The organism is Ruminococcus bromii, assembly GCF_002834225.1.
Lineage (GTDB): Bacteria > Bacillota > Clostridia > Oscillospirales > Acutalibacteraceae > Ruminococcoides > Ruminococcoides bromii.
The window spans coordinates 62,570-76,318 of sequence record NZ_NNSR01000069.1 but is presented as its reverse complement, the minus strand read 5'-3'; the positions used below and the strand labels follow the sequence as shown (position 1 = coordinate 76,318).

The following is a 13,749-nucleotide window of genomic DNA, read 5'->3' as shown; positions in this document are numbered from 1 at the left end:
GGGCATTGTCATTTGGCAATGTTCTTTGTGTTTTTATGACTTTCTTGCCGAAAAACTGACATTACTGCCAAATTGTTGCATTTATAATTTTTATTCTGTATAGTGTACTTACACAAATAAAATTTAAAGGAGTGCTTACAAATGAGCAAAACAGCGGCAGTATTGATCACATTTTTCCTTGGTGAACTCGGTGTTCACAGATTTATGACAGGCAAAATCGGAACAGGTATCATCTGGCTTTTAACTTGCGGTGTTTTCGGAATCGGTTGGCTTGTTGACTTTATTATGGTTCTCACAGGCAAGTTCACGGACAAGGACGGCAATGTTTGGGGTAATAACTGATTGAGAGGTATTCACTGTGGCATTTGGTGTAAAAGTAAAAAATATTAAAACAAAGAATACTTATTCGATTGAAAGCCTGTATGAGGCAATTAAGGATAAGAATTTTTCGGCAGGAGTTCCCTCGCTTACAAAGCACGGAATGGCTACCGTAATAACATTTCCCGCACTTGACAGTCAAAATCAGGTGTGGATTATGAAAAGCGGTTTTGGCAAGGAAACACAGAAATTCTCAATTCAAAAGTCCACTCAGGCGGGTATGGACAATGTAGCCAAAAATGCGGCATTGGATTCAATCACAGGCGGGCTTTTCAGCGTTGGCGGAATGATCAGCGAAAACACAAAAAAGTGTGAAAAGCTCGTTGACGCAACCGCAAAAGAGCTTTCGGAAATGAATCTGTAAAATAAATTCTGCAATAAAAAATCAGCCTTCTCAAAAAGAAAAGACTGATATAGCAAAAATGTTTGTTCCAAAAAAGAACTGATTAAATTTATTGACTGCCCATCCGGCGGTTGTTGCAAGCCTGTTTTTTGACAGGCTTGTTTCAATTTTACCGTCTTTGCCGCCGTTTTTTCGGCTGGATTATTCAAAGCTTTATGTGCGCACGCAAGTCCATGGTGCAGAACATTGTTCTGTGCCTTTTTTATTTCGCCTTTTGATTGGGGGTGACTGATGTTACCGTTTTGCGGGCGTTGATTTTATTGCCGACAAATTCGAAGAGTTTAAGTCTTAAAAGCTCGATTATGCTGCAACCTGCGAATATTAAAATGACTGTTATAATTACAATCGGAATATAAATCAGGGTATCATAGAGGTGCTTATTGCTGAAGTTTGCGACATGCCACAGACAATCACGAACATACGGATTTTCGTGGATAGCGTATACACCGAGTGTTGTGCCGGCTACTGTATTGACAAATTTTGAGCTGAAATTGAAATCTCTGAAAAAGAGAATCAGCATTGCCGATTCGGCGAGGACAAGCGGGTTGTTGAACATACCGAATGCCGGCTTGTACTGCGGAAAAACAGAAGCCAGCACAAAGTCCGATACACAAAGAGCGGCGAAAATGCCGAGATATTTGAAATTAAGTTTTCTTTTCTCAAGCGGTTGTTGCTTTACAAACAACCTCAGATAACCGCCGATTATGTACATCAAAAGGAATCCGCCAAGACTCTTGCCCATATAGGGATCAAGTACTTTGTTGACGCTGATAACGTTACTTACTCCGTCAATTTCCGCAAGCGTTGACCATAGGCTTACTACCACAAAAACAATTCCCATAAAGTAGAGGTAATGTTTTTTTGAGAGTGACGCAAGCATTTTGTTGAGGAACGGGCTGAGCAGAAGAATAATCAAATAATTGCTCAGAAAATACCAAGTTCGTGACATTAGCGGAGTGAACGCACTTATAACGGAATTTATATTTATGAGTGACGGATCGCTTATGAAGAAAATTATCGAAAGCACAATCGAGTAAAAAATCATTGCACCGTAGATTTTTCCGCTGCGCCGTATGGTCTTTTTTATATCAAACTGCGATGTTATCATAAAATATCCGCTTATCATAATAAACACATCAACAGGCGCTCTGCAGAACGACCATATAAATGTTACCAATGTACCGTCAATATCGCCTGCAGCCTTTGAAGCATTATGAAGTAATCCGTACTGATAAGCGTGCAGAAAAATTATCTGTATCATCACAATAATTCTCAGCAATTCAATGCCGGACTGTCGTTTGGTCTTGCTCATTTTTTAAACCTCCGTAAAAGGAAATCCTGAAATACAGGGCATTTTGACCTGTCGGTTTCTGACCGGATTTTGCCTTTTATAACAATTTTTGCTAAATACGCAATGTTAATCCAAGTATCCATTATATCACAATTTGATTACGGTAACAATTTATGCAGTGTAGTATTTCAAAAGAAAAACGAGTCTTTTTTAAACAATATATACAAAATTTGTACATATGTTCAAAAAATGAAAAAGATATATCGTCTTTGACGAATAAGAGCAAAACAAAGCGGCCAACTCAAAAGCCGACCGCTTAAATGTTATTTTAATTTGTCTTTATTAACCTGTTGCTGATACTTGATGATTTCGTTGTAAATTCTTTCACAGTTGTTATGATCGTCAAACTGATAAAAATCTTCAACTCTTTCAACATACTTAGGTTTCATTTTACAGCCGTTTTCCATATATTCGCAGAGCAGGTCAACCAGCTGATCGCTTTCGGTACAGATTTCACCGAATCCCATTGTATCATAGAAGAATCCGCCGTCATCATAGTGTGCGGGAAGCTGTGACGGATGAAAATATACAAGCGGTTTCTTCATATAAGCAAAGTCAAACTGAACGCCCGAATAGTCCGTTACCATAAGGCTTGATTCCTGAAAGGCTGTTTCGTAGTTGAAATCACCGACCGATGAAACAACCTCAACATACGGGTCAGGGATAAAATCGTTGACCTGTGAACTCAAAATCGGGTGAAGAACATACTTAATCTTGTAGCCTGTACGCTTTGCCGTGTCAATCAACTTTTTATTGTTGATAAGGTCGTTATAGATTTTGTAGTAGGTTGTGTGCTTAAATTCGGGATTGTAGGCTCTCTGTTCGCCCTCACTTGTTGTTACAGGCATTGCGTTGTACATACGCCATGTGGGCGAGAGGAGAATCTGCTTTTTATCGTTATTGATAAGTCCGTCATATCTGCCGATGCCTGTCATCTTGAGAATGTCAAAATCCTGATAGTTGTAAACGTGGTTGCTCAGGTTTTTGTACTCATACTTTGACGCAAGGAAGTACATCTGTGTGTTGTCAACAATTCTCTGCTGAGCCATTGCACACTTTTGAACCGAAAGTCCGTGCTGTAGGCACATTGACGGGAAGTTGCACAAGCCTCTGATGAATCTTGAACGGTCCATACTGTAGCCGTTGAACGGGAATACATTTGAGTTTGTTATGAGCGCAATATCTGTATTCAAGAACAGCATTTTGTGCTTGAATGAACGGTTCTTGACAGGCTTGAGTCCGTCAGCCTTAAGTCGCTTATAGTCGGAGGTGTTCTTGTCAATGATGTAGTATCTTGAAATGCTGTCCTTTTTGTCTGCACAATATCTGTAAAGATACTCACAGCTGTCACCGCCCTTGTACAGCTTATCGTACATGAGCCAGATTTTCTTGTTCTTGAAGAAAGGTCTTGTAAGCCAATACTGAATTCTTGTAATGAAGCTGCGTTTACTCTCCTTGAAAACATAGGGGAGGAATTTGAGTTCTCTCTTGAATGTATCCATAGCAGATGCGTGGCAGATTACAATTGTGCTTGAATTGTCAATATAGGCAACATACTTGTTGAATCTCCAGTAGGAGTTCTTTGGCTTGATTGTAAACTTAGACCAATGGTGCAGGAATGAAAGCTTGAGCGGAATAATCGAATCCTTGTATCTTGCAAAGAATGCCACAGTCTGCTGCGGATTTTCCGGGTCAAGCTCAAGCTCAAGGTGAAATGTAAATTTTTTGTAAGCACTGATACCGAAGTATTTTGTTAAGGAGTAGCGATCCGTGTTTGTAAGAATCTGTCTTTTGTCGTTAAACTGAACATAAAGCTCAAAATCATCAAGATCAAAAACCTGTCTGAACGAGCCGTCAATAACAAGTCTGCCGTTACGGTAGTCCATAACATGCATACCGACTCTTTGATCTGTGAGCTTTGAAACAAAAACATTATTGCAGTTGAGATAGACCTCTTTTTTGCCCTCGGAATATTCAAATGGCATATCCTTAAAACTACAGTTGTGCTTTATCATATAGAACATCTCGGCAGCTTCTTCACTGTAGCCGAGAGAACGGTATTTGTCTTTGTTGAGAACAAAACCGTCATTTGCAAAATTGAAACATTCTCTTGCCGTTTCAAGGAATACCGCAAGCTCCTCATCGTTCATATTATGCTTGTTACGGTTATTCATATTTGCAAGAAACTTTGTTGAAATGTTGAAAACAATATAGAACTGAATAAACAGCGGAATATTTCCGTCCCTGTCCTTGCTGTCATTGATGAGAGGCTTCAAAAAGTTGTTAAGCGAATCTGTGTACCAGTCCTTATAGTTTGTAGGAACATAGTACATGAAGTCATCGCTTACAGGCATAAAGTAGTCAAATTCAATCTCATCAAGATATACATACTCCGGATAATCAAGCTGAATTCTGAGTGCAAAATCGTCTGCACTTTCGTACTTGAGCTTGTTGTTCATTTTGTATGATTTGAAAATTTCAGCTCTGTAAAAAGTACCCGTAAGCTCAAGATTGATGAGGTTGGGATTATCAAAAAGGCTGACAACGCTTGATTCAATCTGACCTTTGTTAAGTCTAAATTCCTTTTTCTCTCTGAAAACAGGGTTTACGCAAAATCTGTGACCGGCAACAAAAGGAATTTTTTCATTTTTGTCGAACACCTTAATGCAGCTTTCAAAATAGTTATCGCTGAAAGTGTCACCGCAATTGCACACCGTGATATATTTGCCTGTTGCTTTTGACGCAGCAAGGTTGCAGGCGTCAGCAAAGCATTCAACCGCTTTCGCATGAATTACCTTGCACATCGGCATATTTGCAATTGTACCTTTGCTTGCAGTATTTTCGGTAGCGTCAACAATAAGCACTTCAATATTATCCTGACTAATATTTTTTTGGTCGGAAATTGAAGACAGAGTATCTATCAACTTGTTATTGCTTTCAAGAAAGGGAACAATAACAGAAACAATTATACCGCTCATAGTACCTCCAGATAAAAATAATCTCATTAAATTATACCACAGTTAGTGAAAAATGCAAACTTTTCTTTGATATTGTATGTCGCAAATTTATGGAACGGGCGGTAATATGTTGAAATTTTAAAAAAACAGCATAAAAAACAAGCGGCAGCCGTAAAACTGACGCTTGTAAAAAGTTGTATTAAATTAAAGCCTGTCATCATATACGGCACGGCAACCGCCGATGAATTTAGGACGGGTTCTTGCCGCAAGCAGAATTGCCTGTCCGATACGGTCAATACCGAGTCTTACCGGCACGGCAACTCTTTTAAGGTGCATACCGATAAGTGTTCCGCCGATGTCAAGACCTGCGTCAGCCTTGATTTCTTCAAGCGCAACGGGATCTTTGAAGGTTCTGTACGCAGTTGTGGCAAACGAACCGCCTGCCTTTGGCTGAGGAACAACATTCACGATTTCAGCGTTCGGAACAGCCTCACGCTCAACGATTATTGCACGGTTGAGGTGTTCACAGCATTGTGCGGCAAGGTAAATTTTTCTTTCACAAAGCACTTCGTAAATACCCTTGAAAACAGCCTGAGCGGTTTCAAGACTTGAATTGTGTCCGATAGTTCCGCCTGCAACCTCGCTTGAAGAACAGCCGATTACAACAATACTGCCCTCTTTAAGCTTGGCAGCATCGCAAAGCTCATTACAAGCCTGTTTTGCCTGAGTATAAATTTCTTCATACATATATGTCAACTCCTTGGTTATGTAAATTTTATTCTGATTATATTATACCATTCTTTTTGCAAAGTACAAGTTTTTAACGCAAATGACAGCGAAAGACACAAAAATGTTAAAATAGTCCTTGAAATTTTAGGCATATGAGTGTACAATAAAATCAACAGATTTGTTCTGCAAGTGTTGAAGAAATTGCAGAGCTTTACAAGAACCTTATATAACCACATAAAACTGATAATTACTTTCGTTCATACTTACTTCCGAAAAGGTTTGCGGTCAATTTTTGCCGCAAGCCTTTTTACTTTGTTTACATTGATTTTTTTATGTGGTAAAATAGATGTTAAAGATTTCGGCAAAACGAAATTGTATAAGGTACTTTTTTATATGATTGGAAGATGAAATTATGTGTGAAGTAACAATAAGACGGGCAAAATTTGCAGACATACCGCAGATTGACAGGCTCCTTTTTGAGGTTCACAAGGTTCACAGCGATATCCGCCCCGACCTTTTTACAGTCGGCGAGAAGAAATATACCGATGAAGAGCTTGAGCGAATAATTGTTGATGAGCAAAAGCCGATTTTTGTTGCAGAAATTAACGGAAAAGTAAAAGGATATGCCTTTTGCATTTTTAAGCAAGACCTTGAAAATAAATCGGTCACGGATATAAAAACCCTGTACATTGACGATTTGTGTGTTGACGAGGATTCAAGGGGAACGCATATCGGCACAAAGCTGTATAATTATGTTATTGATTTTGCAAAGAACAGCGGTTGCTATAATGTTACGCTCAATGTGTGGGCAGGCAATGATAATGCAATAAAATTTTATGAGCATATCGGTTTTAAAGTTCAAAAAATCGGCATGGAAACAATTCTTTAAAAGAAATATACAAAAAATTATGACCGCTCGATTGCGATAAATCAGGCGGTCTGTTTTGATTTACAAAAAAATTTCTGTATGGTACAATACAGTGTATGAATTTTCTGGTGTGGTGATAAAATGAAAAAAATTGCAGTCGGCATTCTGGCTCATGTGGATTCGGGAAAGACTACGCTTTCAGAGGCGCTGATGTACTCCTCGGGCAATATAACAAAGCTTGGTCGGGTTGACCACAGGGATTCGTTTCTTGACACTTTTTCGCTTGAGCGTGACCGTGGAATCACAATTTTTTCAAAACAGGCGGTTATGAAGTACAACAACACGGAATTTACTCTGCTTGACACCCCGGGTCATGTTGATTTTTCGGCAGAAGCAGAGCGTACACTTCAGGTGCTTGACTACGCAATTCTTGTAATCAGCGGAACTGACGGTGTTCAAAGTCACACCTGCACACTTTGGAAACTGCTCAAAAAGTACGGTGTGCCGTGTTTTATCTTCGTCAACAAAATGGATCTTGACGGTGCAGACAAGCTTTCCGTTATGGCACAGCTGCGTACAGGGCTTGACGAAAACTGCGTTGATTTTACCTATCCGAACTCCGACGGTTTTCGTGAAAGTGTTGCCGTATGTGATGAAAAAATTCTTGAAAAATATTATGAAACAGATGCCGTTGAAAAGTCTGACATAACAGGTGCGATTAAGGAACGCAAAATCTTTCCGTGTATGTTCGGTTCGGCACTCAAGCTTGACGGTGTAAAGGCATTTTTGAATCTGCTTGACGAATACACGGTTATGCCCTCTTACGGTGCTGAATTCGGTGCAAAGGTCTATAAAATTGCAGAGGACAATCAGGGCAACCGCCTTACATTTATGAAAATTACCGGCGGAAGCCTTAAAGTGCGTGAAATTCTCCAAAGCGAAAAAAATACCAATGCCGAAAAGGTAAACAGAATAAGAATTTATTCGGGCGAGAAATTCACAGCCGTTGAGGAGGCTGTTGCAGGAACCGTTTGTGCGGTAACGGGAATAACATTCACTTCATCGGGTGACGGCTTGGGTGTCGAAAAAAATTCCGGAGTTCCCGTACTCGAACCTGTCCTTACTTACAAGGTTGAATTAGAGGACGGGACAGACGCCCACACGGCTCTCACAAAGCTGAAAACGCTTGAAAACGAAGATCCTCAGCTAAATGTTGTGTGGAACAGCAGACTCGGTGAAATCCACATCCGCCTTATGGGTGAAATTCAGCTTGAGGTGCTGAGGTGCATAATAAAAGAGCGTTTCGGTATGAATGTATCGTTCAGCACAGGCAGTATAATCTATAAAGAAACAATTGAAAATACGGTTGAGGGTGTCGGACATTTTGAGCCGTTAAGACACTATGCAGAGGTTCACCTCCTTTTGAAACCTGCAAAGCGTGGCAGCGGAATTACAATAAATTCCCGTTGCAAAGAGGACTTGCTCGACCGCAACTGGCAAAGGTTGATTCTTACTCACCTCTGTGAAAAAACACATCTCGGTGTGCTGACAGGCTCGCCGATTACAGATATTGAAATCACGCTTGTTTCGGGAAAAGCTCACGCAAAGCATACCGAGGGCGGAGATTTCAGACAGGCAACCTACCGTGCCGTAAGACAGGGACTGCGCTCGGCAAAGAGCATTCTGCTTGAGCCTGTTTATGATTTTACGCTTGAAGTGCCTAACGAAAATGTGGGACGGGCAATGTCAGATATTCAGCGGATGAGCGGTACTTTCAATTCTCCGGAAGCCAAGGGAGAAAATTCCGTTCTCACAGGTACTGCACCCGTGTCCGAAATGGGCAACTATACAAAAGAAGTTATGCAGTACACTCACGGCAGAGGCAGACTTTCGTGCAGTCTTAAAGGCTATGAGCCGTGCCACAACAGCGATGAAGTTATTGCACAAATCGGCTACGATTGCGATGCCGATGTTGACAATCCATGCGGTTCTGTGTTCTGTTCTCACGGAGCAGGCTACAATGTGCCGTGGAATGAGGTCGGCGAGCATATGCATTTGCCGAGTGTTCTCGATGCTCCGAAAGACGATGGAATCGGCACAAACAGCGAAAACGCTTTTGCAAAGTGCAAAACTCAGGACGATATTTTTGCTCTCGACAAGGAGCTTATGCAGATTTTTGAACAGACCTACGGTCCTGTGACACGCAGAAAACACGCTCCCGAAAAGCGTCATGTCAAGGCGGTTTCGTCTATTGACAAGGCGGCTGAAAAGTATAAAAAATCCCCCGTGTATGACGGCACGGAGTATCTGCTTGTTGATGGCTACAATGTTATTTTTGCGTGGGAACACCTCAAAGAGCTTTCCGAAAGAAGTCTTGACGGTGCAAGGCACGCTCTGATAAACATTCTCTGCAACTATCAAGGTTACAGCAAGTGCAACCTTATTCTCGTGTTTGATGCGTACAAGGTCAAGGGCGAACACAGAGAGGTTGAAACCGTGAATAATATCAGCATTGTATATACCAAAGAGGCAGAAACCGCCGATATGTTTATTGAGAAAACCTCTCACAAGCTTGCCAAAACCAACAAGGTGCGTGTTGTAACATCCGACGCACTCGAACAGATGATAATTCTGGGCAACGGTGCGTTGCGTGTTTCATCAAGAGCATTTTTAGAAGAAGTCAGACAAGCCGAAAATGAAATCAGAGAAATAATAAATTCTTCAAACGAATTAAACAATAATATGAATTAGTTTTTAAGCATAATAATAAGCCGACAGATACAGCAATGTGTTCTGTCGGCTTTTTTAATTTCTGTTAGGCTTGTTTTTTTCAAGCAAAAGTGCAAAATCTATCAGCAGTTTGTTTTCGTCCGAAGAAAGATTTTTGGTTATTTCTGCAAGCTGTTTTATTGTGGCGTTATTGTTAAGTTCAAATTCACCAATCAGCAAATCATCAGGCGATATTTCAAGCGTGCTGCATATTTTTATCATACATTCAAGCGACATTGCAACAGAGCCTGTTTCAAGGTGTGACATATGAATTGTTGAAATGTCGATAATTTCCGCAAGCTGTGCCTGTGTGAACCCTTTTTGCTTTCTGTATTTTTTAATTCTGTTACCTATTTCTTTAAGGTTTAGCATTGTTTATCACCAAGTAAATATTATCTTTTAAAAGGATAAAAATAAATAAATTATTAAAGATAGTATTGCTTTTAAAAGGATAGTATGCTATAATAAATACAAATTATTACTGAGGGTGATATGTTGTGTTTTGTAGTAATTGCGGCGAGAAAATTGAGGACAGTTCTTCTTTTTGTAAAAACTGCGGTGCAAAGATTACAAATAATGACAAAACCGAGCGAGTTCAGCTGAAATGCAAGGAATGCGGCGGTGTGATGACAGCCGACAGCAGTAATAAAACTTTGCATTGTCCGTACTGCGGTTCAAGTGAGGTTATTGTCTATGGTGATGCAGTTGAGGTTGAACGCATCAGAAATGATACTTACAAAGAAATGGAATATAAAAAGTGGGAAAGAGAGGACGAAAAAGAACGCAAAGCCGAAAAGAAAAAAGCTGACGAAGCGTACAGAAAAAGCGGCTTCGGTGTTGTTGCAATAATCGGTGCGATAATATGCGGAATAATTGCAATGGGCGAATTTTCACAACTCAGATATTCTTCAAGACTTTTAATTGACGCAATAATTTCCGCATTGCAAACTATTCTTTTTGTCTCATCTGTTTTGTTCAGAAAGGGAGTTATAAAATCCCCGACACAATCGCTTCCGACAATTCTTACCTTAGTAGGTTTAATTTTAATAATCCCGTTTGTAGTGTTTGCCTATTGATTTAGTTTTTTATTATAAATATTTTAAGGAGAGTAAAACTATGAAAAAGAAAAAATTATTTGCCGCTGCGGCAATGTCGCTTGCAATACTTATGTCTGTGTCATTGTCAGGCTGCGGAGAAAGCAAGAACAATGATAACAGTGTTGTCGAAAGTTCTGACACCTCAGAAGAAAAAGAGCCCACAACCTATGGAACTATTGAGTGGCCTTCGGATGGCCTCGGAAGTTTTATTCCTGTTCCTATCTCTAAGACAGGAGAGATTATGTGGGATTCATCAGATAGCTTTTTGGCAGTTATTGCAAAAACTTCAAAGTCCGATTTTTCAAAATACATTAACAAATGTAAAGATAAGGGATTTAGCATTGATTGTTTGGAGGACGACACAGGTTATATGGCCAAAAACAGGGATGGTTACAAAGTTACGCTTATATTTGAAGACGACAATACTATGAATGTCAGTGTTTATGCACCTGATGATGAGTCAAGCAATAAAGAGTCTTCAAAGAAAGAGCAGAGTTCCAAAAAGCAGGAAAGCAAAAAAGAAGAAAGCTCTAAAAAGGAAAGTTCAAAAGAAGAAAAGTCGGACAGTGATACTGTTACTCCCTCATTCAAAGAGATGATGGACGAGTACGAAGAGTTTATGAATAAGTATGTTGACTTTATGAAAAGCTATGATGCAAATGATGTAACAATGCTTTCCGAATATACCGAACTTTTGAGTCAGTACAACACATATATGGACAAGGTTTCAAAAATTGATGAGGACGAACTTTCATCGGCTGACCTTGCATATTATCTTGATGTTACAAACAGAGTGAACAAAAAACTTCTTGAGGTTCAACAATAATTTAATTAAAAATAAGCAAGCCGACAGATGCAATCATAATCTGTCGGCTTTGTTGTTTTTAATAATGTAAAATCAAATTTCTTCTTCCGTGTCATCATCGGGTTCATCGTAATCGTCACGGTCATTTCTGTGGCGTTTAAAGCTTGCGACTGCCGTACCGCCAGCGATAAGCAGAAGAATTATCGCAAAATCCGTAGGCATTGAACCGCCGTCCGATTCATCGGATGTGGAGTTGACTTGTGTGTCTGTTTTGTCAGTTGCAAAAGCAAGGATACTGCTCCAGAAAATCATCATAAGAGCAAGCAAAAACGATACAAATTTTTTCACGACAACACCTCCGTAATATCTACACGAATTATACCATTATAATTCCAAATTAGCAATATAAAATTTTGAATACCAAATCAGCAATATATGTCAATGTTCACAGCAACTGTCCCTGTAGATTTTGTAGGGAGGGGGTTATACAATGAAGAAATTTTAATAAATAACAAAACAAGACAGCCGTAAACTGTCTTGTTTATATGTAATACTATTCGACTGCGTTGTTAATTGCCTTTATTCTGAGTTGTGAAACAATGCACAGAGTAACTTTTATCAATATTATGAAGATGAAAATTATGCTGTAAATATTGAATGTTTCAGCACCGCTAATTATGTCAAGAAGGGTATAAACTCCGTAAGCAACCATAATCATAAAAGTAACAGCAGATGATATAATAATCAATCCGTTTGCCATCGTGCTTTTACTGCGTATGGATTTGTAAACGAGATATACGGGCAATACCAACGATGCAATATCCATAATTTCAAAAATAACATATAAAATATAATTTTCTAACAAGCTTGAGAAAGATGCAAAGGTTGTAAAAAGAGTGTTGAAAATGAATAGGACCGGGTAGTCGCCGTGGATTGCCCAAAAAGAAGAATAATCAAAATTGAGTGAATAGTCGTATGTATAAAAATTCATACGGCTCATTACCTCAATGCAAATCGCAAACAACAGCAATATGCCGATGAGAACACTCTGCATAATTCCCGTAACTTTAAGGATTTTATTTGTTTTCATAAAATCACCGCTTAGTTATTTACTGTAACTGATTTGATTTTTTAATCTGTTTTATTCGCAGTATTGAAACGGCAATCAATCCTATTTTTATCAGTATCACAATTATTAAAACTACTTGAACCAAAGTAAATTCGCCAAATCCACGGGCAAGTTCAAATAGGGTAGAGAAAAGACTCCGATATGCGGATAACAAAGTCAATGCCGATCCTGCAATAATCAATCCGTTTGCAACTATGTTTTTGCGGAATATTGACAGATAGCCTAAAATAACAGGCAAGGTTAACGCTGCAGCGGCAATAATCTGAAAAATTATTTTAAGAACATAAAGACGCATCAAACCTAAAAAATAAGCTATAGTTTCCGCAATGGAATTTATGAGAAAAAACGCTGAAGAATTATTCCGTAAATCCCAATAACCAATGCCCATATTTCTAAGAAAATCAAAAGTATAATCTTCACAATAGTATGTGTTATATAAAAATGTCACTTGAATCCAAATGGCAAGCAGTAACAGAGTTGCAATGAGTACACCTTGTATAATTCCTGTGTACTTGAGAGTTTTATTGTTTTTCATAAAATCACCGCCTTTTGATTAATTAAAATTTTCGTGTGTTTCTATTGTATTAATATTATAGCACAATATAATTCAAAGTGCAATTGCAAAATATTCTGCCATGCAATTTCGTGCGATTTTTACAAAACAATAATCCAAAAAAGGTTCAGATTGACGGTAAAATTAGTTGCAATGAATAAATTGCAGTAAAACTTTTGTACAAAATAAATGTGCAAAAAAAAACCCGACAGCCACACATTGTACCGTGTGACTGTCGGGGAGAGAAGGATTTGTATTAACTTTAAATCAGAATCCCGTTGCAATGGTCAATTTCATGTTGAATAATCTGTGCGGTAAAGTCTGAAAAACTGCGTTTTATCTGCTTGAAATTTTCGTTGAAATATTTTACTTTTATCGTTTTGTAACGAACTGTTTTGCGTTCGCCGTCAAGCGAAAGACAGCCTTCCTCGGTTTCAAATTCACCGAACTTGCTAATAATTTCGGGATTGAACATAACAAGATATTTTCCGTTGTCATTAACTGCGATTATCTTTTTTGCAACGCCTATCATGTTAGCCGCCATGCCCACACAACGGTCAAAATTTGCCCTGAGTGTGTCAAGCAAATCCTGTGCCGTCTGCAAATCGGCCTGTGTTGCGTCCTCCGACTTTCTCTGTAAAAACATAGGATCATGTACAATTTCTCTTACCATAACTCTGCCTCTTTCAGTTTCTAACCCGAGTATAACA

General features: G+C 39.0%; 14 protein-coding genes. 6 read left to right on the top strand and 8 right to left on the bottom strand.

What is annotated here, in order from left to right; translation table 11 throughout:
• Positions 1-141: 141 nt before the first annotated feature.
• Both RBATCC27255_RS07530 and RBATCC27255_RS07525 read left to right on the top strand, forming a co-directional pair.
• Positions 142-342, top strand: coding sequence for a TM2 domain-containing protein (locus tag RBATCC27255_RS07530; RefSeq protein WP_101029420.1), 201 nt, complete (start codon positions 142-144; stop codon positions 340-342).
• 16 nt (positions 343-358) lie between these two features.
• The gene (locus RBATCC27255_RS07525) at positions 359-742 is read left to right on the top strand and encodes a hypothetical protein (RefSeq protein ID WP_101029419.1); all 384 of its coding nucleotides are present in this window, start codon (positions 359-361) and stop codon (positions 740-742) included.
• A gap of 241 nt (positions 743-983) precedes the next feature.
• On the opposite strand, the gene RBATCC27255_RS07520 is transcribed toward RBATCC27255_RS07525, so the two are convergent.
• The 3 genes from RBATCC27255_RS07520 to RBATCC27255_RS07510 form a co-directional block, all read right to left on the bottom strand.
• Positions 984-2,093, bottom strand: coding sequence for an acyltransferase (locus tag RBATCC27255_RS07520; protein ID WP_101029418.1), 1,110 nt, complete (start codon positions 2,091-2,093; stop codon positions 984-986).
• 302 nt (positions 2,094-2,395) lie between these two features.
• A complete protein-coding gene (locus tag RBATCC27255_RS07515; protein WP_169923297.1) occupies positions 2,396-5,110 on the bottom strand; it encodes a CDP-glycerol glycerophosphotransferase family protein in 2,715 nt (904 codons plus the stop codon).
• 183 nt (positions 5,111-5,293) lie between these two features.
• Positions 5,294-5,836: a TIGR01440 family protein gene (locus RBATCC27255_RS07510; protein ID WP_101029416.1), complete on the bottom strand. Its 543-nt coding sequence runs from the start codon at positions 5,834-5,836 to the stop codon at positions 5,294-5,296.
• Positions 5,837-6,215: 379 nt separating this feature from the next.
• Between RBATCC27255_RS07510 and RBATCC27255_RS07505 the strand changes: the two genes are divergently transcribed.
• Together RBATCC27255_RS07505 and RBATCC27255_RS07500 are read left to right on the top strand one after the other, a co-directional pair.
• On the top strand, positions 6,216-6,707 hold the full coding sequence (locus RBATCC27255_RS07505) for a GNAT family N-acetyltransferase (protein WP_341458201.1): 492 nt from the start codon (positions 6,216-6,218) through the stop codon (positions 6,705-6,707).
• 120 nt (positions 6,708-6,827) lie between these two features.
• Positions 6,828-9,437 carry a translation factor GTPase family protein gene (locus RBATCC27255_RS07500; RefSeq protein WP_101029414.1) on the top strand — a complete coding sequence of 870 codons (2,610 nt, stop codon included), beginning with the start codon at positions 6,828-6,830 and terminating at the stop codon, positions 9,435-9,437.
• A gap of 54 nt (positions 9,438-9,491) precedes the next feature.
• On the opposite strand, the gene RBATCC27255_RS07495 is transcribed toward RBATCC27255_RS07500, so the two are convergent.
• Positions 9,492-9,827: a helix-turn-helix domain-containing protein gene (locus RBATCC27255_RS07495; protein ID WP_101029413.1), complete on the bottom strand. Its 336-nt coding sequence runs from the start codon at positions 9,825-9,827 to the stop codon at positions 9,492-9,494.
• A 125-nt stretch (positions 9,828-9,952) separates the two neighbouring features.
• On the opposite strand from RBATCC27255_RS07495, the gene RBATCC27255_RS07490 reads away from it, so the two are divergent.
• Positions 9,953-10,531, top strand: coding sequence for a zinc ribbon domain-containing protein (locus RBATCC27255_RS07490; protein WP_101029412.1), 579 nt, complete (start codon positions 9,953-9,955; stop codon positions 10,529-10,531).
• Positions 10,532-10,571: 40 nt separating this feature from the next.
• Positions 10,572-11,378, top strand: coding sequence for a DUF6591 domain-containing protein (locus RBATCC27255_RS07485; protein ID WP_101029411.1), 807 nt, complete (start codon positions 10,572-10,574; stop codon positions 11,376-11,378).
• A gap of 72 nt (positions 11,379-11,450) precedes the next feature.
• Here RBATCC27255_RS07485 and RBATCC27255_RS07480 read toward each other — a convergent pair whose 3' ends face one another.
• From RBATCC27255_RS07480 to RBATCC27255_RS07465, 4 genes are all read right to left on the bottom strand, one after another.
• Positions 11,451-11,705, bottom strand: coding sequence for a hypothetical protein (locus RBATCC27255_RS07480; protein WP_101029410.1), 255 nt, complete (start codon positions 11,703-11,705; stop codon positions 11,451-11,453).
• Positions 11,706-11,910: 205 nt separating this feature from the next.
• Positions 11,911-12,447 (bottom strand): hypothetical protein, encoded by a 537-nt coding sequence (locus RBATCC27255_RS07475; RefSeq protein WP_101029409.1) that lies wholly within the window; start codon positions 12,445-12,447, stop codon positions 11,911-11,913.
• A gap of 19 nt (positions 12,448-12,466) precedes the next feature.
• On the bottom strand, positions 12,467-13,021 hold the full coding sequence (locus RBATCC27255_RS07470) for a hypothetical protein (protein WP_101029408.1): 555 nt from the start codon (positions 13,019-13,021) through the stop codon (positions 12,467-12,469).
• 280 nt (positions 13,022-13,301) lie between these two features.
• Positions 13,302-13,712: a peptide deformylase gene (locus RBATCC27255_RS07465; protein WP_101029407.1), complete on the bottom strand. Its 411-nt coding sequence runs from the start codon at positions 13,710-13,712 to the stop codon at positions 13,302-13,304.
• Between the last annotated feature and the right edge of the window lie 37 nt (positions 13,713-13,749).